Consider the following 25,844-nt stretch of genomic DNA (forward strand, 5'->3'; position numbering starts at 1 on the left):
TTGCCATCGCATTGCTCCTGTTGAATCAATGCTGCAGGATTGTATTTTGTTTTTTCTACACCCTCTTGGCGACGCAAAAGAAAGAAGGTGCGCCGCCGGGCGCACATCCCGGCCCCCGCCCTATGAAAGGGCACGGAGCAACCATCACCACCCCATCAAACCTTCAACGGCGGAATCCGATAGTGGTACTGATACACCTCCACAAACCCCAACCCCGCATACAACCGCTGAGCCACCTCATTGACCGCCCGCACCTGCAGATAGGCGGACACAGCACCCGCTTCACGCCCCCACTGCAGCAGCGCACACACCAACGCGCGTCCATGCCCCAGCCCGCGCAACTCCGGGTCGACCACGATGTCATAAAGCCCGATGGCCCCGCGCTCCAGCACCGCCAGGCCGAAGCCGATGGTCCGGCCCGAGCCGTCGCGCAGGCTCGCAAATGCACAGGGCAGGGCGATGGCATGCACCATGCCGTGGTGGATGGCATGGTATTGCGCACGCACCCCATTGGCCGCGGCAAAGCCATCGAGCCAGGTGGCCGAAGGCGTGGCGTCGATCTGCACGCCGGCATGGGCCTGAGCCGCGTCCAGCCCGGCGGATGCCATCACCAGCGAAGGGTCGAAATGCGTGTAGCCGGCGTCGGCGAGTTCCCGGTCGGCGTCGGGGTGCGCCAGGGGGGACATGCGGAACACGGGCGGCAGGCCGTGGCGTGTATACAGCGCCTCGGCCGCAGCGCGCACACCGGTGAACGACGCGCCGGCCTCGACGGCATTCACCGAATTGGCGCGCTTGGTGAAGCCGCCCGACAGACGGAACACCCAGCCGCTGTGCAGCACGCTCTGGCGGGCGGGCCAGGCGTTGAAGGCGCGCTCTTCGAGGCCGCGGACGAGGATAGGGTTCTCGGGGCTGGCGAGATCGCCGGGAGCAGGGGTGGCCAGGGGCATTGCGAAGGACATGGCCATTTATACCAACCGCAACCGACGGCCTTGTGTCACGCGCCCAGCCGGATGCCCGCGATGCCTGCGAACACCAGCACCGCTGCCGCGATGCGGCCCGGCCCCACGCGCTCCTTGAGCAGCCAGGCCGAGACCAGCGCGACCAGCAGCACGCTGGTCTCGCGCAGGGCCGATACCTGGCCCATGGGCGCGCGGGCCAGGGCCCACACGGCGGTCCAGTAGGCGCCCATCTGCATGGTGCCCGCGGCAGCGCACAGCCACAGGGCACGGCGGTCCACCACGAAGGCGCGCCGCCCCTTCCACCCCAGCACGATGAGCGCTGTGGCAATGCCGTCGCCCAGCGTGATCAGCACCGCGAAACCGATGGCCGTGCCGGACTGCCGGGCGCCGAGCGCATCCACCACCGTGTAGGCCGCGATCAGCGCGCCGGTGAGCAAGGCGTAACCCACCGCTTTTCGACTGCTGCTGGTGCCACCGCCCTTGGGTGTCTTGAGCAGCGCCAGCGACAGCACCCCGGCGCACAGGCACAGCACGCCCACCAGGGCGCCAGGCCCGGGCCATTCCCCCGCGAACAGGGCGCCGCCGAGCATCACCATCACCGGCGCAGAGCCGCGCGCGATGGGGTACACCTGCCCCAGGTCGCCGTGGTTGTAGGCCAGCGGCAGCGCGAAGTGGTAGGCAGTGTGGATGGCAATCGACAAGCCCAGCAGCGCCCAGGCCGCGGCGCCGGGCAAGTCCACCCAAGGCAGGACCAGCAGCGACAGCGCGCTGCCGAACAGCGTGGTGATGGCCATGGCGGTGATGCGGTCGCCGCCGATCTTGATGGCGCTGTTCCAGCCGGCATTGAGGGCGGCGGACAGCAGCACGATGAAAAAAACGTCGTTGGTAAGCATCCGGAGATGGTGTTGCGCGCCCAGACATCTGTAAAGTTGAATTCAATGACTGCTCGATTCAGGATTTCTGATGCGTAACCTCAACCTCGACCAGGTGCAGACCCTGGTGGCCATTGCCGACCTGGGCACCCTGGCGGCCGCGGCGCAGGCGCTGCACCTGGCGCCGCCCACGGTGAGCCTGCACATCAGCGAACTGGAGTCGCGCCTGGGGGCGCAGTTGGTGGTGCGCGGGCGCCGGCAGGCCGGCCTGACGCCTGCGGGCGAGGCCCTGGTGGCTGGCGGCCGTCGCCTCCTGGCCGGGGCCGACGAAGTGCTGGAGCAGGTGCGCCGCCGCGCCCAGGGCCTCGAAGGCCTGGTGCGGCTGGGCACCACGGCGGGCGTCAGCCCGCACCTGTTGCCGCGCCTGGTGGACACGCTGGCCCTCCAGAGCCCGGGGGTGGACGTGCGGCTCGATGTGCTCGGCTCTGCCGAGGCCATGGCGCGCCTGGCGGCGGGCACGCTGGACCTGGCCATCGTCGCCCTGCCGCAGGCCGCCACCGGCCAGGTACAGGTGCTGCACTGGCGCAGCGACCCCATGGTGGCGCTGCTGCCGCCGGGCTGGAAGGCGCCCCGGCGCATCACGGGCGAATGGCTGGCCGAGCACCCCTGGATGTCGTTCGGCCCGGCCACGCAGATGCACCGCTTGATCGCGGCCTGGTTCGCCCAGGCCGGGCTGCACGGGCGCCCGCGCATGGAGCTCAATCACCCGCTGGCGTTGCGCAGCCTGGTGGCCGCAGGGCAGGGCGCGGCCCTGCTGCCGCTGGAGCAGCCCGACGTACGGAGTGGCGATCCCGACAACGCCGGCCTGCAGGTGCGCCCGCTGCACCCGCCGCTACTGCGCGAACTGGGCCTGGCCTACCGCACCGACCAGGCGCACGGCGCAGCCACGCGCGCAGTGCTGGATGCGCTGCAGGGCCTGGCGGCGCGTGGCGTCAAAGCTGCTTGAAGAAAAAGGTGGTGCCGCAGAAGGCACCGTCGGGCATCAGTGCGTAGCGCGGCACCGCGCCCACGCGCTGCCAGCCAGCGCGCTCGTACAGGCGCTCGGCATCGCCGCCGGTCACCGTGTCCAGCACCAGCACGCTCTTGCCCTCGCTGCGCGCGGCATCGTCGAGCGCGGCCATCAGGCGCTGGGCCACGCCCCGGCGGCGCGCCTTGCGGTGCACCAGCATCTTGGCCACGTCGGCCCGGTGGGGCTGGTTGTCGGGCATGGCGGTGATGAGCTGCACGGTGCCCACGATGCCCTCTGCCGCATCCTCGGCCACCAGCAGCACGCGCTCGCCCTGCGCCACACCCTCGGCCACGCCGCGCCAGAAGGCCAGGGCCTTGTTCTGCGGCAGGGGCGCCATGAAGCTCACCGACGCGCCACCGTGCACGCAGTCGATCAGCACCTCGGCCAGGGCCTGGACGCTGGCTGCGGCTTCGTTGGCGCCCAGGCGGCGCACGGTGATGATAGGGGTTGTGTTGGCGGCGGCATTCATGGGTTTCTCCGGGTGGGGATGGGGGTGGAGGGCAGGGTGGCCAGCGCCACCAGGTAGCGCGCGTCCTGCCCCGTGGGGTTGTGGAACACGATGGGCTGGTTCAGGCGCATGGCCAGGCAGTCGCCGGCCTTGAGGTGCCAGGTGGTCTCGCCCACGGTGAGGTCCATGGCGCCTTCGACGAGCCAGACCTGCTGGTAGATGTCGGCGTCGTGCACGGCCGAGTCCAGCGCCACGCGCTGGCCCGCGGGGAAGACCACCTCCACCAACTGCAGCGGCGATGGCGCCGGGGGCGACAGCCGGCGGCGCACATAGCCCGAGGCCGGGTCCTGCCATACCGGCTGGTCGCCGGCGCGGATCACGGGGGAAGGCGGTTCCGCGCCCGGGATGCCATCATCGAAGAACGAGGCCAGCGCCACGCCCAGGCCGATGGCCAGTTTGTCGAGCACGGCTGCCGTGGGGCTGCTCTGGCCGCGCTCGATCAACGAGATGTTGGAGCGGCTCACGCCGCTGCGCTCGGCCAGCGCTTCGAGGGAGTAGCCGCGCACGTCGCGCAGTTCGCGCAAACGCGTGGCAATGCGGGTGTGGATGTCCATGATTCCAGTTTAATGGATTTTTATTCCAGTATGCTGGATTGATGTGCAAACATGCCTTCGCGGCGATACTTGGGTACAAGACATACCTATAAGGAGACACCGTGATGACGCCGCCGCTGCCACTGCAACCGCTCGATGCCGACCTGCTGGCCCGCGCCTTGCCCCTGCTCGACGAGGAATGGCTGGCCCGCGACGCCGACCTGGCCCCCGTGCTGCCCACCGTGCTGGCGCGCAATGTGGGGCAGGACTGGCACAAGGCCGGCACCTTCCGCCACCACCTGGTGGGTGTGGCACGCTCGCTGGCCATGTGGCAGCAGCCGCGCGACGTGCGCCTCCTGGGCCTCTTGCACAGCGTGTACGGCAATGCCTTCGTGGACCTGGTGAAGTTCGACCCCGCCAAGGAACGCGCCCGCGTGCGCGAGATAGCTGGCGATTCGGCCGAGCACCTGGTCTACCTGTTCTGCACCCAGTCGCGCACGCAGTTCGTGCAACGCGTGCTGGCCGGCGCATTCGAAGCCGACGGCAGCCTGGTGCTGGAGAAGGACGGCAAGCCCCACACGCTCACGCCCTACGAGGTGGCGGCCTTCATCATCGTGAGCATGGCCGACACCATCGAGCAGTGGTTCAGCTGGCAGGACGACATCTACTCGCGCTTTCCCACGGTGCAGCAGCGGCCGCAGGCCGTGCACTGGGCGGCCTCGCTGTGGCCGGGCCCCATGCGCCCCAGTGGCCGCATGGTCAGCCAGATCAATGCGCTGGGCCTGGCGCTGCAGCACCCGGGCCTCAAGGGCTTGCTGCCCATGCCGCCCGTGTTCAACGGCTGCACGGCCGAGCTGTCGGCCACCGACGAAGCGGCGGCCACCTCGCTGTACTGGTCAGTGATCCAGCAGGACCAGCCCCTGGCCGACCTTGACGTGGCCACCGCCGTGCTGGAGAGCGCCGTGCGCCACAACCCCTGGGTGGGCGAGCCGCAGATGGTGCTGGCCCAGCTGTACCTGTCTGCCGGCCGCGATGCGGAGGCCGCCGCCGCGGCCTCCAGCGCGCTGCAGCAGTTCAGCGCCTGGGGCAACTCCTGGGACAAGCGCGTGCAGTGGGATGCCTGGGTGGCGTGGACACGCATCCTGCTGCAGTCGGCCACCGAGGGCACCTGGCCCGAGCGGCTGGACAAGCTCAACAACGTGGCCTTGCGTGGTTGACACTTGCTTGACTTCTTTATATCAATTGAACCTAAGGTAATTAAAAGTTATTCTTTTGAGTTTTAAAGGGCAAACCCTATAGTGGAAACATCTCATAACGAAAGGTGTTTTCCGTGAATAAGCGCTCCCTCCTGCAGTCCGCTCTTGCCCTGGCCCTCGCCACTGGTTTTGCCACGGGCGCCATGGCGCAGGACAAGCCCCTGAAGATCGGCGTGACGGGCGGCCCCCACGCGCAGATCTTCGAAGTGGTCAAGAAGGTCGCCGAGAAGGACGGCCTGAAGATCCAGGTCGTCGAGTTCAGCGACTATGTGCAGCCCAACGCCGCCCTGGCCTCGGGCGACCTCGATGCCAACAGCTACCAGCACAAGCCCTACCTGGACAACCAAGTCAAGGACCGTGGCTACAAGATCGTGCCCGTGGGCTACACCGTCAACTTCCCGATCGGCCTGTACTCCAAGAAGGTCAAGAAGCTCGAGGACCTCAAGGAAGGCGCCAAGTTCGGCATACCCAACGACCCGACCAACGGCGGCCGCGTGCTGCTGGTGCTGCAGGACAAGGGTCTGATCAAGCTGCGTGAAGGCTCCGACCTCAAGGCCACGCCGCTGGACGTGGTGAGCAACCCCAAGAAGATCAAGTTCGTGGAACTCGATGCCGCCCAACTGCCCCGTTCGCTCGACGACCTGGACGCCTCGGCCATCAACACCAACTTCGCGCTCTCCGCCGGCCTGAACCCAGGCAAGGATGCGATTGCGCAAGAGAACGCCAAGAGCCCCTACGTCAACCTGATCGCCGTGCGCGAAGCCGACAAGGACAAGCCTTGGGTGGCCAAGCTGGTGAAGGCCTACCACTCGGAGGAAGTGCGCAAGTTCATCCAGACCGAGTTCAAGGGATCGGTGCTGCCAGGCTTCTGATCCTGGTGAGTAAAGGGGCGGCCTGTGCCGCCTTTTTTCATTGGCGACTCCATCGCCGGGGTCGCCCGTTGCATCCGCCTGCCGATACGAACTACAGAGACACTCCATGAACTTCCAGCAACTGCGTTCCGTGCGCGAGACCGTGCGCAGCGGCTTCAACCTGACCGAAGTCGCCTCCATCCTCTACACCTCGCAGCCGGGCGTGAGCCGCCAGATCCGCGAGCTCGAGGAAGAATTGGGCATCGAGATCTTCGTGCGTGCGGGCAAGCGCCTCACGGGCCTCACCCCGCCGGGCGAGGCCGTGCTGCCCATCGTGGAGCGCCTGCTGCACGACGCCGACAACCTGCGCCGCGCGGGGCAGGACTACAGCGCCAGCCATGAAGGGCGCCTGTCGATCGCGGCCACCCACTCGCAGGCGCGCTATGCGCTGCCGCAGGTGGTGCGCGACTTCCGCGCCATGTTCCCGCAGGTCTCGCTGCACCTGCACCAGGGCTCGCCCAAGCAGGTGGCCGAGATGCTGCTCAGCGGCGAGGCCGACATCGGCGTGGCCACCGAGGCGCTGGCGCACTACGACGCGCTGGTCACCCTGCCGTGCTACCGCTGGACGCACAGCATCGTCGTGCCACCCGACCACCCGCTGCTGGAATTGACCGAGCCCGTGACGCTGCAGCAGCTCACCGAGTACCCCATCATCACCTACGAGCTTGGATACACCGGCCGGGCCCACATCGACGAGGCCTTTGCGCGCGAAGGCCTGCGCCCGGACGTGGTGCTCTCGGCCATGGATGCCGACGTGATCAAGACCTATGTGGAGTTGGGCATGGGCGTGGGCATCGTGGCCTCCATCGCGGTCGACCCCGAGCGCGACCGCCAGCTGCGCATGCTCGACGCGCGCCACCTGTTCGAGGTCAACGTCACCCGCCTGGCCGTGCGCAAGGGCACCTGGCTGCGCGGCTATGCCTACAGCTTCATCGAGACCTTTGCGCCCACGCTGCAGCGCGAGGCCGTGGAGAAGGCGGTGCGCGCCACGGGCACGCCGCTGGAGTAGGGCGGTGCTGCCGCCCACATGAAGTTGCGCATGCAGCGGGTGCGGGCCAAGGCCAGCTTTCTCATAAGTTCAGAATGATTCGTTCGTTGCCGCACGGGCCGCCGGGCGCCAGACTCGTCCCATGGCCACGGTTCGACGACAACAGCAAGCATCCATCGGCGTGCACGCCCCGCAGGGCGGGGGCACGGGCGATGCCGACACCCTGCAGCTGGACCGGGTGGTGGGCTGGCTGCTCGACGGCCTGGACTGGGGCGCCCAGCTGTTCCATGTGGGGCAGTACTGCGGGCGCTGGAAGGCGTCCACCGCAGGGCATGCGCAGGCCAGCTTCCACCTGATCCTGGAGGGGCGCTGCTGGCTGCACATGCCGGGGCGCGCATCGGTGGCGTTGATGCCGCGCGACGGCGTGTTCCTGATGCGTGACGTGCCGCATTTCCTGTCGCCGTATTCCGACCCCGGCATCGACTGCCGGCCGGTGGCCATGCAGGCGCTGGCTGCGGGCCCGACCCTCGGGGCCACGGCGCTGGCCTGTGGCTTCTTCTCCTTCGAGGGGCCGCTGCGCACGCTGGTGGCCGATGTGGTGCCCGAGTCGCTGGTGCTGCGCGGCTCGGACGCCTCCATGGCCGCCGCCGCTTCGCTGTTCGACCTGATGCTGCTGGAGGCGCGCCGCACCGGCGCCGAGCCCTCGGCCGTGATGGACCGGCTCACCGGCCTGCTGTTCTTCTACGCCTTTCGGCACGTGGCGCAGAGCGACCCCGGCGCGCGCGGCCTGTGGCTGCTGCTGCGCCGCCCGGGCTTTGCCGCGCTGGTGGCCGACATGCTGCAGGCCCCAGCGCACCCCTGGTCGGTGGACGACATGGCGCGCCGCGTGCACCTCTCGCGGGCCGCGTTCTTTCGCCAGTTCGGCGAGGCCTGCGGGCGCTCGCCGCTGCAATTCCTGCTGCTGCTCCGGATGCAGGTGGCCGCGCGCCAGCTCGAGCAGGGCGAGTCCATCGGCCGCGCCGCCGAGGCGGTGGGCTACGAGTCGTATGCCGCGTTCTCGCGCGCCTTCAAGCGGGTGATCGGCGAGCAGCCGGGAGCCTGGCAGCGCGCGCGTTCGCGCGACCCGCGGGGCGCAGCCGCCGCCACCACAGCCGACGCCGTGCACGAACAGGCATAAAGCCGCGACCTTCGGTCATTGAGTGCGCGGCGCCGCACGGCAAGAATCCAGCCTCGACTCCCATCGCGTTCCGCTCCCCTTCACGCAACCCCTGCAAACACCCCGCTGCCATGCCCACCCGCCTCACATTGCACACCGAAGCCTCCGCCCCCGAGGGCAGCCGCCCCTTCGTGGCGCGGGCCCTTGCCAACAATGGCTTCCTGCCCAACCTCATCGGCATCCTGGCCAACTCGCCCGAGGCGCTGGAGACCTACCTCAGCGTCGCCAGGATCAATGCGCGCGGCACGCTCACGCTGGCCGAGCGCGAGGTGGTGCAGATCACCGCGGCGCGCATCCACGGCTGCGACTTCTGCGTGGCCGGGCACACGGCCGTGGCGCTCAAGCAGGCGGGGCTTGCGGTGGAGCAGGTGCAGGCCCTGCAGGCCGGCCAGGCCACCGGCGACGCCCGCCTCGATGCCGTGCGTGTTTTCGCCGAAGCCGTGATCGCCAAGCGCGGCGCGGTGCCCGACGCCGCGCTCGCCGCCTTTCTGGGCGCAGGCGGCTTCACGCAGCAGCAGGCGCTGGAAGTGGTGCTGGGTGTCAGCCTGGCCACCCTGTGCAACTTTGCCAATAGCCTGGCGCAAAGCCCCGTCAACCCCCAGCTGCAGCCCTACCTGCCCGGCAACCTGCAGGCCCCCAGCACACAGGCGGCACCCCATGCTGCATGAGGCACACAGCGCCTGGTTTGCCGACAACGCGCAGGCCCTGGACCAGGACAGCACCCTGGCAGCCGAAGTCGTGCCGCGCCTGGCCAGGGCCGGGGCGTTTGGGTCCGATGGCCAGGGCGGGCCGCTGTGGGACGCCGTCGAGTCGATTGCCAAGGTGGCTGGCCACTCGCTGACGGCGGCCTTCGCCTTCTGGGGCCACCGCGCGTTCATCGAGTACCTGCTGCAATCGCCCAATGCAGCACTGCGCAAGCGCTGGCTGCCGGCGCTCATCGCGGGTGAGCACGCAGGTGCCACCGGCCTGTCCAACGCCATGAAATACCTGGGCGGCATCGAGTCGCTGGGCATCCAGGCGACGGCCACGGCCGGTGGCTGGCTGCTCGACGGCAGCGTGCCCTGGTGCACCAACCTGCGGCCCGAGGGCTTCGTGGCTGCGGCGGTGGTGGCCCGCAGCGATGGGCCGCCGCTGGTCACGGCGCTGCCCTCGGGCCGGGCTGGTCTGGTGCGCAGCGCCGACCTGGACCTGATCGCCCTGCGCGGCAGCAACACGGCGTCGCTGGCCATCACGGCGGTGAAGGTCTCGCCCGACGACCTGCTGCACGACAATGCCAACGTCTTCCTGCCGCGCGTGCGCCCGGCCTTCCTGGGGCTGCAATGCGGGCTGTCCATCGGCCTGGCGCGCGCGGCGCTGGCCACGGCAGCCCAGGCGGCCGGCGGTGGCCGTGCCGGGCGCAGCGTGCTCGACGAGCCGCTGCAAACCCTGCGCGCGCGACTCGATGCCAGCGTGGCCGCGCTGCGCGAGGGCCTGGCCAGCGGGCGCTTTCTGGATCACCCGGCGCTGCTGTTCCAGCTGCGGCTGGACCTGGCCGATACCGTGCAGCAGGCGGTGCAGCTCGAGCTGCAGGCCAGCGGCGGGCGGGCCTACCACCGCGACCTGGCGCTGAGCTTCGCGCGCCACTGGCGCGAGGCGGCCTTCATCCCCATCGTCACGCCCAGCGTCACGCAGCTGCGCGGCGAGCTGGCGCGGCGGGCGCAGCAGCAGCAACAGGCCGATGCCGCAGCCACTCCTGCAACGCTGCCCCAGGCCTTTGCGGCCACTGCGGCGTGACCGGGACCACTGCCACCGCCGTGGACACGCCCGTGGTGCAGGCCCAGGGCCTGGGCTTTCGCTACGCGCAGGCCCCGGGCGAAGCGGTCTTTTCCGACGTGTCGCTGTCCGTGGGGCAGCGCGAAATCGTCTGCCTGCTGGGCGGCAGCGGCTGCGGCAAGTCGACCCTGCTGCGCGTGCTGGCCCGGCTGGAGGCGCCTGCGGACGCGGCCCACACCACCGGCGAGCTGCACTTCATGGGCGCGCCGCATCTGCGCCCCCACCCACGTGCGGCGCTGGTCTTCCAGCAGCCGGCCCTGCTGCCCTGGCTCAACGCCGAGCGCAACGTGGGCTTTGGCCTCGACTTCGCGCACCAGAGCGCCATCACCCGCAGCGCCCTGCGCCAGCGGGTGGACGAGGCGCTGGCCGCCGTGGGGCTGCAGGGCCAGGGTCGGCTGTTCCCGGCGCAGCTGTCGGGCGGCATGGCGCAGCGCGTGGCGCTGGCCCGGGCCCTGGTGCGCGAGCCGGTGCTGCTGCTGGCCGACGAACCTTTTTCCGCGCTGGACGCGATCACCCGGGCCGAAATGCAGCAGCTGCTGGTGGACCTGGTGCACCGCTGGCAGACCGCCGCGCTGCTGGTCACGCACGACATCGACGAAGCACTGCTGGTGGGCGACCGCATCGTGCTCATGGGCGCGCGGCCCGGCCGCATCGTGCGCGAGTGGCGGGTGGACATCGCCCGCCCACGCAGGGCCGATTCGCCCGAGGCCGGCGCCCTGCGGCTGCAGATCCTGGGCGCGCTGCACGCTGCCCGGCAGGCCGACCCCACCCCCTCACCCTGAACGAACGAACCACCCTTGAAAGAGCCGATCACTATGACCGAGAGCACCACCGCGCGACCGCCCGCAGCCCCGCACATCTGTGCATCGAGCCACTGCGACTGCGGCCTGACGCGCCGCGACATGCTGCGCCTGGGCGCCCTGGCTACCAGCGGCATCGCCGCGCCGCTGCTGTTCGCCAACGATGCGCGCGCCCAGGCCTTCAAGGGCGACGACCAGCCTGTGAAGATCGGCTACCTGCCCATCACCGATGCCACGCCGCTGCTGGTGGCCCACGGCCGGGGCCTGTTCGAGAAGCAGGGCCTCAAGGCCGAGGCGCCCCGGCTCTTTCGCTCGTGGGCGCAGATCGTCGAGGCCTTCGTCTCGGGCCAGGTCAACGTCATCCACCTGCTCACGCCCGCCACGCTGTGGGTGCGCTACGGCTCCAAGTTCCCGGCCAAGATCGTGGCCTGGAACCACATCAACGGCTCCGCGCTCACGGTGCTGCCGGAGGTGAACAGCATCGCCGAGCTGGGCGGCAAGACGGTGGCGGTGCCGTTCTGGTACTCGGTGCACAACATCCTGCTGCAAGACGTGCTGCGCAAGGAAGGGCTCACGGCCGTGACGCGTGCGCGCGAAGCCGCCATAGGCCCCAAGGAGGTGAACCTGGTTGTGCTGGCCCCGGCGGAAATGGTCTCGGCCCTGGCCTCCAAGGCCATTGCCGGCTTCATCGTGGCCGAGCCTTTCAACGCCGCCGCCGAGCTGGCCGGCGTGGGCAAGATCCTGCGCTTCTCCGGTGATGTGTGGAAGGACCACGCCTGCTGCGTCACCTTCCTGGCCGAGCGCGACCTGGCCGAGCGGCCCGAGTGGTCGCAGCGCGTCACCAACGCCATTGTGCAAGGGCAGCTGTGGACGCGCGACAACCGGCTGGAGACCGCGTCGCTGCTGTCCAGCACAGGCGAGCGCCGCTACACGCCGCACCCGGCGCGCACGCTGGCCAAGGTGCTGGCCGCCACCGACTATGCCGACTACGAGGCCAAGGGCATCGTGCGCAACAAGGGCTGGCACCAGCGGCGCATCGACTTCCAGCCGTACCCCTACGCCTCGTACACCGAGCAGCTCGTGCGCTCCATCAAGGCCACCAAGGTCGAGGGCAACACCAGCTTCCTCGACAGGCTCGACCCGAAGTTCGTCGCGCAGGACCTGGTGGACACGCGCTTCGTGCGCAAGGCCATCGACAGCGTGGGTGGGCCCGGCGTGTTCGGCGTGCCGGCCGACTACACGCGGCGCGAAACCCTCATCGCCTGAGCGCCGTGGAGGCCCGCCTGCGCAGGTTCGTGCTGCCCCTGGTCGGCATCGCGCTGGTCGCGGTGCTGTGGTGGGTGGGCAGCCTGCTGCTGACCCGGCGCACCCCCATCGCCGCCGCCTTCGCGCCGCTGCCCTCGCTGGAGGCGCTGTGGCACCTGGTGACCGGCCCCGACATCTGGCACCACGCATGGCTGAGCCTGAAGCGCGTGGCCGTGGGCCTGCTGCTGGCCGTGGCGGTGGGCGTGCCCCTGGGCATCCTCACCGGGGTGTGGCGGCTGTTCGCGCAGGCCACCACGCCGGTGTTCCAGTTCCTGCGCATGATCTCGCCGCTGTCGTGGATGCCCATCGCCGTCATGGTACTGGGTGTGGGCGATGCGCCGGTGTACTTCCTGCTCGCCTTCGCCGCCGTGTGGCCGATCTTGCTGAACACCTCGGCAGGCGTGGCCCAGCTCGACCCGCACTGGCTGCTGCTGGCCCGCAGCGTCTGCGCCACCCGGCGCGAAACGGTGCTGCGCGTCATCCTGCCCGGCATCACCGCGCACATCCTGACCGGCGTGCGCACTGCCATCGGCATCCTGTGGATCGTGCTCGTGCCTGCCGAAATGCTCGGCGTCTCCGCCGGCCTGGGCTATTTCATCCTGGACACGCGCGACCGCCTGGCGTACTCGGAGCTCATGGCCGTCATCGTGCTGATCGGCGCCCTTGGCTACCTGCTGGACCACTGCGCGCGCTGGCTGCATGCGCGGTGGCTGCACGCCTGATTCAGGAGTTGATGCCGCGCTGCACCACCGACAGCGCGCGCCGGTAGGCATCGCGCAGGCGGTAGAGCTGCGCCGGTCGGTGCGCTCCACCGGTCTCCTGCGCGCCCGCGATGGGTTCGAGCATGTCCAGCTCGTCGATCTTGCGCCGAAAGCTCACCTTGTTGATGGGTTCGCCCAGCACCGCCTCGTACACCGCCTGCAGGCGCGGCAAGGTGATGCGCTCGCCGCACAGGTAGACCGGCAGCGACGAGTACTGGCTCTTGGCGCGCACGCGCTCCACCGCCAGCGTGACGATCTCCCGGTGGTCGAAGGGCAGGGCTGGCAGTGCGGCCACCGGCGCCAGGGTGAGCCCCTCGCGGTCGGCGGGCAGCAGCTCTGCCGGCACCAGCGCGTAGTAGACGACGGAGACCGACCAGCCGCGCGGATCCCGGTCGGCGCCGGAGTAGGTGGCCAGTTGTTCGAGGTAGGGGCTCACGATGCCGGTCTTGTCGCGCAGCACGCGCGCCGCCGCATGCCAGGCTGTGTTGTCCTCCTGCGCGTGGATATAGCCGCCCGGCAGGGCCAGTGCGCCGGCAAAAGGCGGGTTCTTGCGTTCGAGCAGCACGACGTGCAGGGCATCGTCCTGGAGCGCCATGAGCACCACGTCCACGGTGCAGATGACGGGCGGGAACAAGGTTTCTGCAGGGGTCTTGGGCATGGCGTTCTCCGTGGCGGTGGCTTGACTTAGTATTTTAATGAAACTATCATAAGTTTATCAATTAAACTAAGTCGGAGGACCCATGGCAGCCCATTTCAACAAGGACCTGGAAGGCCGCTACCGCGGCTGTTTCGTCGGCCTGGCCTGCGGCGATGCCGTGGGCACCACACTGGAGTTCCGCCCGCGTGGAAGCTTCGAACCCATCGCCGACATGGTGGGCGGGGGGCCGTTTGGCCTGGCGCCGGGCCAGTGGACGGACGATACCTCCATGGCCATCTGCCTGGGGCAGAGCCTGCTGCACCGCGGCGGCTTCGATGCCGAAGACCAGATGAACCGCTATGTGCACTGGTGGCGCCGGGGCGATCCCAGCCCGACCGGCACCTGCTTCGACATCGGCATCACCGTGCGCGATGCGCTGTCGCGCTTCATGGCCAACGGCGAGCCGATGGCCGGCTCCACCGATCCCCAGACCGCCGGCAACGGCTCGCTGATGCGGCTGGCGCCCGTCGTGCTGCGCTACTTTCCCGACATGCAGGCGGTTGTGCGCCAGGCGCGGCTCAGCTCGCAGACCACGCACGGCGCGGCCGAGGCCGTGGAGTGCTGCAGCGTGCTGGCGCAGGTGATTGCCCATGCGCTCCAGGGAGATCCGTCGCGGGGCCCGGCCGGCCGCCGGGAGGTGCTGTCCGTGGCGCAGGCGGGCCTGGCCTGCCCGACTGTGCAGACCATTGCGGCAGGCGCCTACCTTGGCAAGCCGCGCGAGGCGATCCGGGGCAGCGGCTACTGCGTGGCCTCGCTGGAGGCGGCCCTGTGGTGCTTTGCCACCACCGGCTCGTTTGCCGATGCCGTGCTGGCCGCCGCCAACCTGGGCGACGACGCCGACACCACGGCCGCCATCACCGGGCAGGTGGCGGGGGCTTTCTACGGCATCGAGGGCATTCCCGCGCACTGGCGCGCCATGCTGTTCATGGGCCAGGAGATCGGCGAGATGGCGGCGGCCCTGCTGCACCGGGCCCGCACGCGCGCCGTGCCGGGATAAGCGGCCACGCCCGCCTGCTTTTCCGTCCATCGCCCGCGCGGCGCCCGGGTACGCTTGAGATGGGGGCCAACGCATGCCCCCGGCGGCCTGCAAGAGGCTGTTTTTGCGGCGTGTTTTTTTATTTTTTGTCCTTGTTTCCTGTCTATTTTTTTGGATGTGTCCCATGCGGTATCTCGCTGTTTCATTGCTGGCTGCGGTGACCCCGTTCGCCCAGGCTGCCAACTTCGTCTCGCTCCACCAGTCGGCGCTCAAGATAGCCCTGCCTCCGGCAGCCGGCTCCTACAACTACAAGTTCGATACCCGGATCGGCTTCAAGCAGCAGTACGCGCCGGCAGGTGTCACGGGCTGCGCCATTGGCTACGCCACGGGCGGTTGCGCCTTCCCGGGCGGCGGCTCCCTGGCTCTGCCTGAGTTCACCGGCTACCAGCTGCAGAACAAGGAATTCAAGATCTTCATCCCCGCGGGCACGCGCTCGTTCATGTTCTCGGGCTATGCGCCCCAGCGCACGCAATCGGCCTTTGCGCTGCGCTATGGCTCGGCACCGGTGCGCGAGGCGGCCCTGAGTGGCGCGGAGTACCAGGCCGCGCAGACCGGTGAGCGCATCGACAGCGCGTTCTCGCGCCTGGTCAACGAGCGCAGTGAACAACTCGTGGTGCACGACGGGGGCGGCACCCTGCGCTTCGTGGGCGGCCAGCTCGACGCCAAGCGGGGCAGCACCAAGGAAGGCAACTGGCTCTACGTGCGCCAGCTCAGCGGCAGCCCGCTGTACGACGTGCAGGGCGCCATCGACCTGGACATGGCCCAGTATGCGGCCGGGTATGCCAAGATCGTCTGGACCACCAGCGCCTACCCCGACCCGGTGGACGCACCGAGCGCGGGCGGCGGTACCGGCACGGTCACCCCGCCAGACAATGCGACGACCCTGCCGGTCCCGGCCACGGTGTCCACCTCGGTGGTGTCCGCTGCCGGCCAGCCGCTGCGGCTCGATATCACCCTGGCGCAGGCGACATCCGACGTGGCTGCCAGCCCGAAGATCAGCACCTGGGTTGCGGCACTCATTCCGGCCAACGGCCAGTCGTTCCAGGCGGATACCTGGTTCTTCCGCCTGGCCAACGGCAGCTGGGCCAGCCAGGTGCCGGCGGACCTGGAGGGCATCGCCTTCGCCAGCCAGGTGGCCAACGCCGCCAGCCTCAAGTTCACGCCCTCGCTGGACTTCACCGAGGCCGAGCTGCGCGCGTTCAACGTGCAGGTCCACTTCGGCTACAAGACCGGCACCGGCAGCTTCGTGAGCAAGGGCAAGGTCTGGCCGCAGTGAGGGGTGTTCGCCGCTGAAGGGCGGGGCGGGTTTGTTTCGGCATGAGCTCATGCGAAATGCGGCGTTGGAAGAGAGCGGCCTGGCCGTTAAGCTGGCGCTTTGCCTCTTCGCCTGAGCCTGCATGCCCTATCATTTCGACACCATCGTCATCGGCCTCGGGGCCGTAGGCTCCGCCACGCTGTACCAGCTGGCACGGCGTGGGGCCAGCGTGCTCGGGCTGGACCAGTTCCAGCCGCCGCACAGCCTGGGTTCCTCGCATGGCCAGACCCGCATCACGCGGCTGGCCGTGGGGGAGGGCGACGAATACGTGCCCCTGGTGCGCCGCTCGCACGAGATCTGGCACGAGCTGGAGGCCGCCACCGGCCAGTCCATCTACACGCGCACCCACGGCCTGGTGCTCGGGCCGCGCGATGGCGCGCCGCTGCACCAGGGGCGCCGCCTCGACTTCGTGCACAACACCATCGAGATCGCGCGCCGCCATGGCATAGACCACGAGGTGCTGGACCATGCCGACCTGCGCCGGCGCTACCCGCAGTTCCAGCTCAACGACAACGAGTTCGCCTACTGGGAGCGCGACGCCGGCTTCGTGCGGCCCGAGGCCGCCATCAGCGCCCAGCTGCAGCAGGCCCAGGTGCATGGCGCCACGGTGCAGACAGGGGTGCGCGTGACCGGCCTCGCGCGTGAAGGCGGACATGTGCGCGTGGAAACCACCCAAGGCAACTACAGCGCCGGGCAGGTGGTGCTGGCGGCCGGCCCGTGGCTCCCGGGCCTGCTGGGCCAGGAGCTGCGGCATGCCTGGGCGCCCCAACTGGCGGTGTACCGCCAGGTGATGTTCTGGTTCGACGTGGGGGCCGCCACGCCCGCCTTCGGGCCCGGCGCCTTCCCGGTCTTCATCTGGACCTTCCGCGATGGGCCGGACGATTCGATCTACGGCTTTCCCAGCGCGGATGCAGAGGCGCCGGCCTTCAAGGTGGCCACCGCACAGTACCTTGAGACCACCACGCCCGATACGGTGGACAGGGTCGTGGCCGACGCCGAGCGGGATTCCATGCTCCAGCGCCATGTGCTGCCGCGCTTTCAGGCCCCAGGCGCCCGCTGCACGGACGCGCGGGCCTGCCTGTACACAGTGACCCCGGACCACGGCTTCGTCATCGACCGCCTGCCCGGCTGGCCGGGCGTGCACGTGGCCTCGGCCTGTTCGGGCCATGGCTTCAAGCACTCGGCCGCCGTGGGGGAGGCCCTGGCGCAGCAGGTGCTCGATCTGCCGGAGCGCCTGGACCTGCGGCCCTTTGGGCACGCATTGCGCGGCCTGGCGGCTGCAGGACTTGCCTGATCAACTCCAAGGATGTTTTGGTTTTATAGAAACCAATTTTTATTCTTTTGGGTTTTATGGGAAGGGTTTTAGAGTGGACCCATGTTCACAGCAGCCCCGCCCATGAGGGCTGCGACCACCCTCGTTTCAAGGACCCCTGCCATGTCTTCATCCGCCATCCAGGATACCCAGGACGCTGTGCTCGCACAGGAATTGGAATCTGCCCGCTCGGTCGCACTGGCGTCCGGCCTGCCCTATGCGGGCGGCGTTTCGCCCACCGTGGCGTGGAAACTCGTCCTGGCTGGCGACGCTGTGCTGGTGGACGTGCGCTCGGCCGAAGAGCTGAAGTTCGTCGGCCAGGTGCCGGACAGCCTGCACGTGCCTTGGGCCACGGGCACCGCGCTGCAGCGCAACCCGCGCTTCGTGCGCGAGCTGGAGGCCCGCCTGGCCAGCCACGGCGGCAAGGAGGCCACGGCGCTGCTGCTGTGCCGCAGCGGCAAGCGCTCGGCCCTGGCGGCCGAGGCGGCGGCCAAGGCCGGCTTCACCCACGTCTTCAACGTGCTCGAAGGCTTCGAGGGCGAGATCGACCAGCGCCAGCAGCGCGGCGGCTCCGATGGCTGGCGCTTCCACGGCCTGCCCTGGGTCCAGGACTGAAGAACCGACTGCCCGCGGCCAACCCCCTCACGACTGAACCACTGCTCTCTCTTCTTCCCATGGCCGTCTTCAACATCGAACCCATCGTGCAGTCGCTGCACGCCGTGCGCCGCGACTGGCGCAGCCTGCAAAAGCGCTCCCAGGAGCCAGGCGGGCGCGAGTTCCCGTCGCGTGACGCGCTGGCCGACATTGTCGACAAGCTCAAGGGCGTGCTGTTTCCCATGCGCCTGGGCCCACCCGACCTGCGCCAGGAGAGCGAGGACTTCTACGTCGGCCACACGCTGGACGCCGCCTTGCATTCGCTGCTGGCACAGATCCGGCTGGAGCTGCGCTACGTGCTGCGCCACCAGCCGGTGGAAGAGCAGAACATCGAAAAGCGCGCCGTGCAGGCGGCCCGCAGCTTCGCCACCTCGCTGCCCGACATCCGCAGCCTGCTCGACAGCGACGTGCTGGCCGCCTACCACGGCGATCCGGCCGCGCGCAGCGTGGACGAGGTGCTGCTGTGCTACCCCGGCATCCTGGCCATGATCCACCACCGCCTGGCGCACCGCCTGTACCAGCTGGAGCTGCCGCTGCTGGCGCGCATCGTGGCCGAGCAGGCGCATGCGCAGACCGGCATCGACATCCACCCCGGCGCGCAGATCGGCGCGGGCTTCTTCATCGACCATGGCACGGGCGTCGTGATCGGCGAGACAGCGGTGATCGGCGAGCGCGTGCGTGTCTACCAGGCCGTCACGCTGGGCGCCAAGCGCTTTCCCACCGACGAGGAAGGGCACCTGCAAAAGGGCCTGCCACGCCACCCGGTGGTGGAAGACGATGTGGTGATCTACGCCGGTGCCACGGTGCTCGGCCGGGTCACGCTGGGCAAGGGCGCCACCATCGGCGGCAATGTCTGGATCACGCACGACGTGCCCGCAGGCGGCAATGTGACGCAGGCGCTGTCGCGCCACAACGGCCACCACGAAGGCGAAAAACCCGGGGTGGGCGTGGCATGAGCGAGGTGCTGGTACGCAGTTTCGGCACCGCCGTGCGGCGCCTGCGCGAGGCGCGCGGCTGGTCGCAGGAGCAACTGGCCGAGCATGCCGACCTCAACCGCTCCTATGTGGGCGAGATCGAGCGCGGCCGCGCCATTGCCTCGCTGGTCACCATCGACAAGCTCTCCCAGGCCTTCGGCGTGCGCAGCGCCACGCTGCTCGGGCACTGCGACGCATTGAGCGATGCGAATGCGCTCAAAGGCACGCGATTGGCGGCTATAGCATGTTGAAGCGCTGAGGCCACCGGCGGAAACTGGCTGGGAGTTTTTCTCTCATCCCACCTTTTCTGATACGGAGCCTCACATGACGGCAACAGTGGGCGGCACGACCGCCCTGGGCGACAACGCAGCACGGCAACTTGCCAACGCGACCAAGACCACCGCACAGCTCTCGACCATCTCGCCGCGCTGGCTCACGCACCTGCTGCAATGGGTGCCGGTCGAAGCGGGCATCTACCGCCTCAACCAGGTCAAGAACCCCGAGCTGATCAAGGTCACCTGCACCGCCCGCGAGGAAGAGAACCAGCTGCCGCGCACCTTCGTGGACTACGAAGAGAACCCGCGCGAGTTCTTCCTGAACGCCGTGAGCACCGTGCTCGACGTGCACACCCGCATCTCCGACCTGTACAGCAGCCCGCACGACCAGATCAAGGAACAGCTGCGCCTGACGATCGAGACGATCAAGGAAAACCAGGAGAGCGAACTCATCAACAACCCCGACTACGGCCTGCTGGCCCAGGTGACGGATGAGCAGCGCGTGTTCCCGCTGACGGGCGCTCCCACGCCGGACGACCTCGATGAGCTGCTCACCAAGGTCTGGAAGGAGCCCGCCTTCTTCCTGGCCCACCCGCTGGCGATCGCCGCCTTCGGCCGCGAAGCCACGCGCCGCGGCACGCCGCCACCCACGGTGAGCCTGTTCGGCTCGCAGTTCATCACCTGGCGCGGCATTCCGCTGATCCCTTCGGACAAGGTGCCCGTGGCCGACGGCAAGAGCAAGATCCTGCTGCTGCGCGTGGGCGACAAGCGCCAGGGCGTGGTCGGCCTGTTCCAGCCCGGCCTGCCCGGTGAGCAGAGCCCCGGCCTGTCGGTGCGCTTCATGGGCATCAACAACCATGCCATCGCGTCGTACCTGATATCGCTGTACTGCTCGCTGGCCGTGCTCACGCCCGATGCGCTGGCCGTGCTGGACGACGTGGAGATCAACAAGTACCACGACTACCCCGACACCTACAAGTAAAGCGGCCGCGTGGTGACCATTCCATCCTCCCTTCCTGCCAGCGTGCCCGCCACGCTGCAGCCGCCGATCGATCCGGCGCTGCTGGCCGGGCTGGCGACGGCGCTGTTCGCGGCCCGGCCCGGCGAAGAGCCGCGCTTTGCCGGGCCGGCTGCAGGCCTGCCGTCCACGCCACCGGGCTCGCTGCCCGGGGCGGGGCAGGGCACGCCCTGGCCGCCTGGCGTGCAGGCGCCCGTCAACATCGCACCCGCCGGCTCGCCGCTGGTGAGCCCGGCGGGCTTTGGCCCCGGCGTGCCCGGTACGCCCATTCCGCAAGGGCTGGTGCCGGGTGCCAACCTGGTGCCGGCATCGCCCACGCCGCTGGCCTCGCTGGCGCACCGTGCGCCGGCGCTGCTGCCGCATGCGGTGGCCGGCAATGGCGTGCCCGACTCGGTGGTCAGCACCTTGCCGGCCTACGAGCCGCGCTTTGGCAGCGGCGTGCTGGGTGTGCCAGAGGCAGCGCCCGCCCAGGCCGCTCCTGCGGTGGCGCAGGGCGCTTCGCCGTACTACTTTCTCGGTGAGCGCCACGGCCACCCCCTGGCGGCCGACCGCCTGCCCCAGGTGACCCCGCCCGACGGACATGGCGCCGCACCTGGCGGGCTCGATGCCCTGGCGCGGCTGCCTTTTGCCGCACCCGAGGTGCCGCGCGTGGGCTCGCCCACGGCCGGCACCGGCGTGCCCAGCACGGTGCCATCGACCGAACCGCGCTTTTACTTTGCCGACGCGGTGGTGCTGCCCGGCGGCTACACCACGCCCGGCCGTGCCCCGGCTGCCGGCAGCGTCCCCCAGGCCGACCGCAGCGCCCACCCGGCGTTCGACGTGCATGCGGTGCGCCGCGACTTCCCGGTGCTGCAGGAGCGTGTGAACGGCCGCCAGCTCGTCTGGTTCGACAACGCGGCCACCACGCACAAGCCGCAGTCGGTCATCGACCGCATCAGCTACTTCTACGCGCACGAGAACTCCAACATCCACCGCGCAGCACACGAGCTGGCAGCACGCGCCACGGACGCCTATGAGGGCGCACGCCAGCGCGTGCAGCGCTTCATCAACGCGCCCGATGTGAACGAGGTGATCTTCGTGCGCGGCACCACCGAGGCCATCAACCTGGTGGCCAAGAGCTGGGGCGCGCAGCATGTGGGCGAGGGCGACGAGATCATCGTCAGCAACCTCGAGCACCATGCCAACATCGTGCCCTGGCAACAACTGGCCGCCGCCAAGGGCGCGCGCCTGCGCGTGATCCCGGTGGACGACTCGGGCCAGGTGCTGCTCGATGAGTACCAGAAGCTCCTGAACGACCGCACCAAGATCGTCGCCGTCACCCAGGTCTCCAACGCCCTGGGCACGGTGGTGCCGGTCAAGGAGATCGTGGCCCTGGCCAAGCGGGCCGGCGCCACGACCCTGGTCGACGGTGCGCAGTCGGTCTCGCACATGCGGGTGGACGTGCAGGACCTCGGCGCCGACTTCTTCGTGTTCTCGGGCCACAAGGTCTTCGGGCCCACCGGCATCGGCGTGGTCTGGGGCAGGCGCGCGGTGCTCGAAGACATGCCGCCCTGGCAGGGCGGCGGCAACATGATTGCCGACGTGACCTTCGAGAAGACCGTGTTCCAGCCCATCCCGAACAAGTTCGAGGCCGGCACCGGCAACATCGCCGACGCCGTGGGCTTGGGCGCTGCCATCGACTACGTGAACCGTGTGGGCATCGAGAACATCGCACGCTACGAGCACGAGCTGCTGGTCTACGGCATGCGCCACCTGGGTGCCATCCGCGGCGTGCGGCTCATCGGCACGGCCGACGACAAGGCCAGCGTGATGTCCTTCGTGCTCGCCGGCTACACCACGGAAGAGGTGGGCAAGGCGCTGAACGAGGAGGGCATCGCCGTGCGCACGGGCCACCACTGCGCCCAGCCCATCCTGCGCCGCTTCGGCGTGGAGACCACGGTGCGGCCTTCGCTGGCGTTCTACAACACCTTCGACGAGATCGACCGCCTGGTGGCCGTTGTGCAGCGCTTGGCAGGGCAGCGCCGGGCGGGCTGACGGCGGCCGCCAGCCCTGGCGAACTTCCCGGCGCAATCCGCTATACAAAATATAGCAATTGCGCTGGGTGAGCAGGCCATGGCGTCACGGTCTGTGGCTATCATGGTGAGTGCTTCGCGCAGCAGGGTCTGGAGACCAGTCCTGCAGCGCCTTTCTCCGTGTCGTCCCCTTCACAAGGAGTTTCCATGAGCAATGTCCAGATCGCCGTCATCGTCGGCAGCCTTCGCAAGGATTCGTTCAACCGCAAGCTGGCCACCGCCATCGAGCGGCTGGCGCCGGCCGATTTCCAGTTCACGCAGCTGCGCATCGACGACCTGCCCCTGTACAACCAGGACGACGATGGCAACCAGGCCGCGTCGGTGCAGCGCCTCAAGAGCGAGGTCAAGGCCGCCCAGGGCCTGCTGTTCGTGACGCCCGAGTACAACCGCTCCATCCCCGGCGTGCTCAAGAACGCGCTGGACCATGGCTCGCGCCCCTACGGCCAGAGCGCCTGGGGCGGCAAGCCCGCGGGTGTGATTGGTGCCTCGGTGGGCGCCATCGGCACGGCGCTGGCGCAGCAGCACCTGCGCAACGTGCTGGCCTACCTCGACGTGCCCACCCTGGGCCAGCCCGAGGGCTTCATCCACGCCAAGGAAGGCCTGTTCGACGCCGACGGCAACGTGGGCGAAGGCAGCAAGAAGTTCCTGCAGGGCTGGGTCGATGCGTATGCCGCATGGGTCAAAAAGCACATCTGAGCTTCTGACCGCACCATGAAAAACGCCGCCCGATGGGCGGCGTTTGCTTGGCTGACCAGAAACCGGATCAGGCCACTTGTGCGATCTGTGGCTGGTTGGCCGGCACGCTGGCGTGGGCCTGGATGTCCTTGTCGGCGCTGGCGATGGCCAGGGCCTTGGCGTCAGGGCCCATGCCCACGCCTTCGGCACGCACGAAGCGCACGTCGGTGATGCCGAAGAAGCCGAACACCACCTTGAGGTAGCTTTCCTGGTGCTCCATGGCCTGGCCACCTTCGCTGGTGGAATACACACCGCCGCGGGTCGAGGCCACGATCACGGTCTTGCCACCGGCCAGGCCCACGGGACCCTTGTCGGTGTACTTGAAGGTGCGGCCAGCCTGGGCCACGCGGTCAATCCAGGCCTTGAGCTGGCTGGGGATGGTGAAGTTGTACAGCGGCGCGCCGATCACGATCACGTCGGAGGCCAGGAACTGGCTTACCAGGGCTTCGGACAGGGCGTTTTCCTGGCGCTGCACTTCGGTCGCGGCTTCCTGGCCGGTGCGAAAGCCTAGGGCATCGGCGCCCAGGTGGGCCGGGGCCTGTGCGGCCAGGTCCAGGTGCTGTACCGCGGTGTTGGGGTGGCCGGCCTTCCAGGCGGCGACGATGCGCTTCGTGAGTTCGCGGGAAACGGATTGTTCGCCGGTGATGGCCGAGTCGATGTGAAGCAGTTGCATGAGTGGATCTCCTGTGGGTGGTAGCCACAGCGTGTGGCCATGGAATGAATTGTGGAGACACACTCATTTGTTGATAAGGTATTGAACTTGCGATAGATTGTCCTATCAGTAGAACGATGTACTTTATGCAAGACCTCAACGACATGCTGTATTTCGCGGAGGTGGTCGAGCGCGGTGGCTTTGCCGCCGCCGGCCGCGCCCTGGGCATCCCCAAATCGCGCCTCTCGCGCCGCGTGTCGGACCTGGAGGCGCAGCTGGGCGTGCGCCTGCTGCAGCGCACCACGCGCAAGCTCTCGCTGACCGAGGTGGGCGAGGCCTACCTGCGCCATTGCCAGGCCATGCGCGAGTCGGCCCAGGCGGCCGCCGACACGGTGGCCCAGGTGCAGACCGTGCCGCGCGGCACCGTGCGCGTGAGCTGCCCGGTGACGCTGGCGCAGACGGTGCTGGCCGAGATGATGCCGCCCTTCCTGGCGCGCTACCCCGAGGTGCGGGTCGACATGATGGTCAGCAACCGGGCGGTGAACGTGGTGGAGGAGGGCATCGACGTGGCCCTGCGCGTGCGCCCCACGCTGGAGGACAGCGGCAGCATGGTGGTCAAGCGGCTGGACATGACCAGCCAGATCCTCGTGGCCAGCCCCGACCTGCTGATACGCCAGGGCACGCCCACCACGCTGGAAGACCTCTCGCGCATGGACAGCGTGGCCATGTCGGCCCCCGACGGCCGCGCCACCTGGAACCTGATGGGCCCCGGCGGCGCGCACCAGGTGGTGCACCACACGCCGCGCTACGTGGCCGACGACCTGCTGACCCTGAAGTTCGCGGTGCTGGCCGGCATCGGCATGGGCTGGATGCCCGACTACATGTGCCACGAGGAGATGCGCGAGCGCCGTCTGGTGCGCGTGCTGCCCGAGTGGGTGCCGCCCCCGGCCATCGTGCACGCGGTGTTCCCCTCGCGGCGCGGCCTGTCGCCCGCCGTGCGCGCCTTCCTGGATTACCTGGGCGATGCCATGCCCGGGCGCAACAGCCTGGCCACGCGCGATGGCGGGGCGGGGCTGGACGGCGCGAGCATCTAGTGTCAATACGCCGTGCGGTGAAGGCCGCTCTGGCCTGAGGTCACTTCGCCCCGCGCGTTTTCAGGCCACAATGCAACCAGTTGCAACTGACCGGATTGCCTGCGTGCCACCCCTGCGCAGGTACCCCGGGGCGCGCCGTGAAAAACCCCCACCCCATTGATACCGACCTCCAGAAGGCCCGCACCCACCCCTCCGTGCGGGCCATCGTGATCCCGCCGTGCCCGGAGTCGCTGCTGCGCCTGCAGCAGATCGTGGCCGCACCCGAGCTCGATTCGGGCGCGCTGGAGCAGCTGGCCTCATCCGACGTGGCCCTGGCGGCCGCCCTGATCCGCCAGGCCAACAGCCCGCTGTTCGGCCTGGCCCAGCCGGTGCAGACCATCGGCATGGCGCTCACCGTGCTCGGGCTGAATCCGGCGGTCGAATTGCTCTCGGCCTTCATCACGCGCAATGCGCTCATGGTGCGCTCGCCGCTGCTCGAGCATTTCTGGGAAAGCTCGCAGCGCCGCGCCATCGCCTGTGAGCACATCGGGCGCCAGCTCTACAGCTTCGACCCCGGCCTGGGCTACAGCTTCGGCCTGTTCTGCCACGTGGGCATGCCGGTGCTGGTCAAGGCCGTGCGCGGCTATGGCTCCACCGTGACCGAGGCCCTGGCCCGCAAGGACCGCACCTTCACCCAGACCGAAAACGCCAACCACCACACCGACCACGCGGTGATGGGCGCCCTGGTGGCACGCACCTGGCACCTGCCGGGCGACGTGGCCCAGGCCATCTGGCTGCACCACGACTTCACGGCCCTACAGGACGAGCGTTTCAACCCCACGGTGCGCCACCTGGTGGCCCTGGGCCTGCTGGCCGAGTACCTGGTGAACCACCACGACGGCCTGCAGCCCACGCGCGACTGGCTGCAGCACGGCCAGGCCTGCATGGACCACCTGGCAGTGTCGGAAGAGGAGCTGGACCACTGGGTGGACGAGTTGCACCCCGCCTTCGAGGCTGTGCGCTTCTGATCCCCTCCCTGGC

27 protein-coding genes are annotated in these 25,844 nt (G+C 69.0%); 21 read left to right on the top strand and 6 right to left on the bottom strand.

Features of this window, described 5'->3' with window-relative positions; all coding sequences use genetic code 11:
- Positions 1-155: 155 nt before the first annotated feature.
- On the bottom strand, positions 156-965 hold the full coding sequence (locus AC07PF_RS24950) for a GNAT family N-acetyltransferase (protein ID WP_494613653.1): 810 nt from the start codon (positions 963-965) through the stop codon (positions 156-158).
- Positions 966-994: 29 nt separating this feature from the next.
- Complete coding sequence (locus tag AC07PF_RS24955) at positions 995-1,852, bottom strand: EamA family transporter (RefSeq protein WP_494607264.1); 858 nt, start codon at positions 1,850-1,852, stop codon at positions 995-997.
- 70 nt (positions 1,853-1,922) lie between these two features.
- Here AC07PF_RS24955 and AC07PF_RS24960 point away from each other — a divergent pair, with 70 nt between their 5' ends.
- Positions 1,923-2,837 carry a LysR family transcriptional regulator gene (locus AC07PF_RS24960; protein WP_145699069.1) on the top strand — a complete coding sequence of 305 codons (915 nt, stop codon included), beginning with the start codon at positions 1,923-1,925 and terminating at the stop codon, positions 2,835-2,837.
- Here the strand turns inward: AC07PF_RS24960 and AC07PF_RS24965 are convergent.
- Positions 2,824-3,369, bottom strand: coding sequence for a GNAT family N-acetyltransferase (locus AC07PF_RS24965; RefSeq protein WP_007857248.1), 546 nt, complete (start codon positions 3,367-3,369; stop codon positions 2,824-2,826). The genes AC07PF_RS24960 and AC07PF_RS24965 overlap by 14 nt on opposite strands.
- Positions 3,366-3,962 (bottom strand): helix-turn-helix domain-containing protein, encoded by a 597-nt coding sequence (locus AC07PF_RS24970; protein ID WP_007857249.1) that lies wholly within the window; start codon positions 3,960-3,962, stop codon positions 3,366-3,368. Before AC07PF_RS24970 ends, AC07PF_RS24965 begins: the two co-directional genes overlap by 4 nt.
- A gap of 104 nt (positions 3,963-4,066) precedes the next feature.
- Between AC07PF_RS24970 and AC07PF_RS24975 the strand changes: the two genes are divergently transcribed.
- The 9 genes from AC07PF_RS24975 (at position 4,067) to AC07PF_RS25015 (ending at position 12,951) form a co-directional block, all read left to right on the top strand.
- Positions 4,067-5,158 carry a DUF6817 domain-containing protein gene (locus tag AC07PF_RS24975; protein ID WP_494613755.1) on the top strand — a complete coding sequence of 364 codons (1,092 nt, stop codon included), beginning with the start codon at positions 4,067-4,069 and terminating at the stop codon, positions 5,156-5,158.
- A gap of 113 nt (positions 5,159-5,271) precedes the next feature.
- Complete coding sequence (locus tag AC07PF_RS24980; protein WP_007857251.1) at positions 5,272-6,069, top strand: MetQ/NlpA family ABC transporter substrate-binding protein; 798 nt, start codon at positions 5,272-5,274, stop codon at positions 6,067-6,069.
- A 106-nt stretch (positions 6,070-6,175) separates the two neighbouring features.
- Positions 6,176-7,117: a CysB family HTH-type transcriptional regulator gene (locus AC07PF_RS24985; RefSeq protein ID WP_007857252.1), complete on the top strand. Its 942-nt coding sequence runs from the start codon at positions 6,176-6,178 to the stop codon at positions 7,115-7,117.
- Between the two features lie 121 nt (positions 7,118-7,238).
- On the top strand, positions 7,239-8,273 hold the full coding sequence (locus AC07PF_RS24990; protein WP_494613654.1) for an AraC family transcriptional regulator: 1,035 nt from the start codon (positions 7,239-7,241) through the stop codon (positions 8,271-8,273).
- Between the two features lie 110 nt (positions 8,274-8,383).
- Positions 8,384-8,980, top strand: coding sequence for a carboxymuconolactone decarboxylase family protein (locus tag AC07PF_RS24995; protein WP_494613655.1), 597 nt, complete (start codon positions 8,384-8,386; stop codon positions 8,978-8,980).
- Positions 8,970-10,085: an acyl-CoA dehydrogenase family protein gene (locus tag AC07PF_RS25000; RefSeq protein ID WP_494613656.1), complete on the top strand. Its 1,116-nt coding sequence runs from the start codon at positions 8,970-8,972 to the stop codon at positions 10,083-10,085. Before AC07PF_RS24995 ends, AC07PF_RS25000 begins: the two co-directional genes overlap by 11 nt.
- Positions 10,082-10,906, top strand: a complete 825-nt coding sequence (locus AC07PF_RS25005; RefSeq protein ID WP_494613657.1) for an ABC transporter ATP-binding protein — start codon at positions 10,082-10,084, stop codon at positions 10,904-10,906. The genes AC07PF_RS25000 and AC07PF_RS25005 overlap by 4 nt, the downstream gene beginning before the upstream one ends.
- A 33-nt stretch (positions 10,907-10,939) precedes the next feature.
- Positions 10,940-12,190, top strand: a complete 1,251-nt coding sequence (locus tag AC07PF_RS25010; RefSeq protein ID WP_494613658.1) for an ABC transporter substrate-binding protein — start codon at positions 10,940-10,942, stop codon at positions 12,188-12,190.
- Positions 12,191-12,195: 5 nt separating this feature from the next.
- The gene (locus AC07PF_RS25015; RefSeq protein WP_494613659.1) at positions 12,196-12,951 is read left to right on the top strand and encodes an ABC transporter permease; all 756 of its coding nucleotides are present in this window, start codon (positions 12,196-12,198) and stop codon (positions 12,949-12,951) included.
- Position 12,952: 1 nt separating this feature from the next.
- On the opposite strand, the gene AC07PF_RS25020 is transcribed toward AC07PF_RS25015, so the two are convergent.
- The gene (locus tag AC07PF_RS25020) at positions 12,953-13,648 is read right to left on the bottom strand and encodes an NUDIX hydrolase (protein ID WP_007857260.1); all 696 of its coding nucleotides are present in this window, start codon (positions 13,646-13,648) and stop codon (positions 12,953-12,955) included.
- Between the two features lie 82 nt (positions 13,649-13,730).
- Here AC07PF_RS25020 and AC07PF_RS25025 point away from each other — a divergent pair, with 82 nt between their 5' ends.
- The 9 genes from AC07PF_RS25025 to AC07PF_RS25065 all read left to right on the top strand — a co-directional run bounded on the left by AC07PF_RS25025 (position 13,731) and on the right by AC07PF_RS25065 (position 23,039).
- Positions 13,731-14,684, top strand: a complete 954-nt coding sequence (locus AC07PF_RS25025; protein WP_494607243.1) for an ADP-ribosylglycohydrolase family protein — start codon at positions 13,731-13,733, stop codon at positions 14,682-14,684.
- Positions 14,685-14,847: 163 nt separating this feature from the next.
- Positions 14,848-15,999, top strand: coding sequence for a hypothetical protein (locus AC07PF_RS25030; RefSeq protein ID WP_494613660.1), 1,152 nt, complete (start codon positions 14,848-14,850; stop codon positions 15,997-15,999).
- A gap of 121 nt (positions 16,000-16,120) precedes the next feature.
- On the top strand, positions 16,121-17,332 hold the full coding sequence (gene solA / locus AC07PF_RS25035; RefSeq protein ID WP_494613661.1) for an N-methyl-L-tryptophan oxidase: 1,212 nt from the start codon (positions 16,121-16,123) through the stop codon (positions 17,330-17,332).
- A gap of 141 nt (positions 17,333-17,473) precedes the next feature.
- A complete protein-coding gene (locus AC07PF_RS25040; protein ID WP_145699058.1) occupies positions 17,474-17,965 on the top strand; it encodes a rhodanese-like domain-containing protein in 492 nt (163 codons plus the stop codon).
- 59 nt (positions 17,966-18,024) lie between these two features.
- Positions 18,025-18,960 carry a serine O-acetyltransferase EpsC gene (epsC, locus tag AC07PF_RS25045; protein ID WP_145699057.1) on the top strand — a complete coding sequence of 312 codons (936 nt, stop codon included), beginning with the start codon at positions 18,025-18,027 and terminating at the stop codon, positions 18,958-18,960.
- Positions 18,957-19,229 (top strand): helix-turn-helix domain-containing protein, encoded by a 273-nt coding sequence (locus tag AC07PF_RS25050; RefSeq protein WP_007857267.1) that lies wholly within the window; start codon positions 18,957-18,959, stop codon positions 19,227-19,229. Before epsC ends, AC07PF_RS25050 begins: the two co-directional genes overlap by 4 nt.
- A 73-nt stretch (positions 19,230-19,302) precedes the next feature.
- Entirely contained in the window at positions 19,303-20,235 is a 933-nt protein-coding gene (locus tag AC07PF_RS25055) for a family 2A encapsulin nanocompartment shell protein (protein WP_007857268.1), read from the top strand.
- 9 nt (positions 20,236-20,244) lie between these two features.
- Complete coding sequence (locus AC07PF_RS25060) at positions 20,245-22,305, top strand: family 2A encapsulin nanocompartment cargo protein cysteine desulfurase (RefSeq protein WP_494613662.1); 2,061 nt, start codon at positions 20,245-20,247, stop codon at positions 22,303-22,305.
- Between the two features lie 185 nt (positions 22,306-22,490).
- Complete coding sequence (locus AC07PF_RS25065; RefSeq protein WP_494613663.1) at positions 22,491-23,039, top strand: NADPH-dependent FMN reductase; 549 nt, start codon at positions 22,491-22,493, stop codon at positions 23,037-23,039.
- 67 nt (positions 23,040-23,106) lie between these two features.
- Here AC07PF_RS25065 and AC07PF_RS25070 read toward each other — a convergent pair whose 3' ends face one another.
- Positions 23,107-23,751 (bottom strand): FMN-dependent NADH-azoreductase, encoded by a 645-nt coding sequence (locus AC07PF_RS25070; RefSeq protein WP_494613664.1) that lies wholly within the window; start codon positions 23,749-23,751, stop codon positions 23,107-23,109.
- Positions 23,752-23,876: 125 nt separating this feature from the next.
- On the opposite strand from AC07PF_RS25070, the gene AC07PF_RS25075 reads away from it, so the two are divergent.
- Positions 23,877-24,824, top strand: a complete 948-nt coding sequence (locus AC07PF_RS25075; protein ID WP_494613756.1) for a LysR family transcriptional regulator — start codon at positions 23,877-23,879, stop codon at positions 24,822-24,824.
- 137 nt (positions 24,825-24,961) lie between these two features.
- Positions 24,962-25,831: an HDOD domain-containing protein gene (locus AC07PF_RS25080; RefSeq protein ID WP_494613665.1), complete on the top strand. Its 870-nt coding sequence runs from the start codon at positions 24,962-24,964 to the stop codon at positions 25,829-25,831.
- The last annotated feature ends 13 nt before the right edge of the window (positions 25,832-25,844 follow it).

Source organism: Acidovorax sp. GW821-FHT10A04 (assembly GCF_059415825.1).

Bases quoted from the DNA above. Each gene is read 5' to 3' on its own strand.
- AC07PF_RS24950 (WP_494613653.1), bottom strand. From the start codon at position 965: ATGGCCATGTCCTTCGCAATGCCCCTGGCCACCCCTGCTCCCGGCGAT.
- AC07PF_RS24955 (WP_494607264.1), bottom strand. From the start codon at position 1,852: ATGCTTACCAACGACGTTTTTTTCATCGTGCTGCTGTCCGCCGCCCTC.
- AC07PF_RS24960 (WP_145699069.1), top strand. From the start codon at position 1,923: ATGCGTAACCTCAACCTCGACCAGGTGCAGACCCTGGTGGCCATTGCC.
- AC07PF_RS24965 (WP_007857248.1), bottom strand. From the start codon at position 3,369: ATGAATGCCGCCGCCAACACAACCCCTATCATCACCGTGCGCCGCCTG.
- AC07PF_RS24970 (WP_007857249.1), bottom strand. From the start codon at position 3,962: ATGGACATCCACACCCGCATTGCCACGCGTTTGCGCGAACTGCGCGAC.
- AC07PF_RS24975 (WP_494613755.1), top strand. From the start codon at position 4,067: ATGACGCCGCCGCTGCCACTGCAACCGCTCGATGCCGACCTGCTGGCC.
- AC07PF_RS24985 (WP_007857252.1), top strand. From the start codon at position 6,176: ATGAACTTCCAGCAACTGCGTTCCGTGCGCGAGACCGTGCGCAGCGGC.
- AC07PF_RS24990 (WP_494613654.1), top strand. From the start codon at position 7,239: ATGGCCACGGTTCGACGACAACAGCAAGCATCCATCGGCGTGCACGCC.
- AC07PF_RS24995 (WP_494613655.1), top strand. From the start codon at position 8,384: ATGCCCACCCGCCTCACATTGCACACCGAAGCCTCCGCCCCCGAGGGC.
- AC07PF_RS25000 (WP_494613656.1), top strand. From the start codon at position 8,970: ATGCTGCATGAGGCACACAGCGCCTGGTTTGCCGACAACGCGCAGGCC.
- AC07PF_RS25010 (WP_494613658.1), top strand. From the start codon at position 10,940: ATGACCGAGAGCACCACCGCGCGACCGCCCGCAGCCCCGCACATCTGT.
- AC07PF_RS25020 (WP_007857260.1), bottom strand. From the start codon at position 13,648: ATGCCCAAGACCCCTGCAGAAACCTTGTTCCCGCCCGTCATCTGCACC.
- AC07PF_RS25025 (WP_494607243.1), top strand. From the start codon at position 13,731: ATGGCAGCCCATTTCAACAAGGACCTGGAAGGCCGCTACCGCGGCTGT.
- AC07PF_RS25030 (WP_494613660.1), top strand. From the start codon at position 14,848: ATGCGGTATCTCGCTGTTTCATTGCTGGCTGCGGTGACCCCGTTCGCC.
- solA (WP_494613661.1), top strand. From the start codon at position 16,121: ATGCCCTATCATTTCGACACCATCGTCATCGGCCTCGGGGCCGTAGGC.
- AC07PF_RS25040 (WP_145699058.1), top strand. From the start codon at position 17,474: ATGTCTTCATCCGCCATCCAGGATACCCAGGACGCTGTGCTCGCACAG.
- epsC (WP_145699057.1), top strand. From the start codon at position 18,025: ATGGCCGTCTTCAACATCGAACCCATCGTGCAGTCGCTGCACGCCGTG.
- AC07PF_RS25050 (WP_007857267.1), top strand. From the start codon at position 18,957: ATGAGCGAGGTGCTGGTACGCAGTTTCGGCACCGCCGTGCGGCGCCTG.
- AC07PF_RS25055 (WP_007857268.1), top strand. From the start codon at position 19,303: ATGACGGCAACAGTGGGCGGCACGACCGCCCTGGGCGACAACGCAGCA.
- AC07PF_RS25065 (WP_494613663.1), top strand. From the start codon at position 22,491: ATGAGCAATGTCCAGATCGCCGTCATCGTCGGCAGCCTTCGCAAGGAT.
- AC07PF_RS25070 (WP_494613664.1), bottom strand. From the start codon at position 23,751: ATGCAACTGCTTCACATCGACTCGGCCATCACCGGCGAACAATCCGTT.
- AC07PF_RS25075 (WP_494613756.1), top strand. From the start codon at position 23,877: ATGCAAGACCTCAACGACATGCTGTATTTCGCGGAGGTGGTCGAGCGC.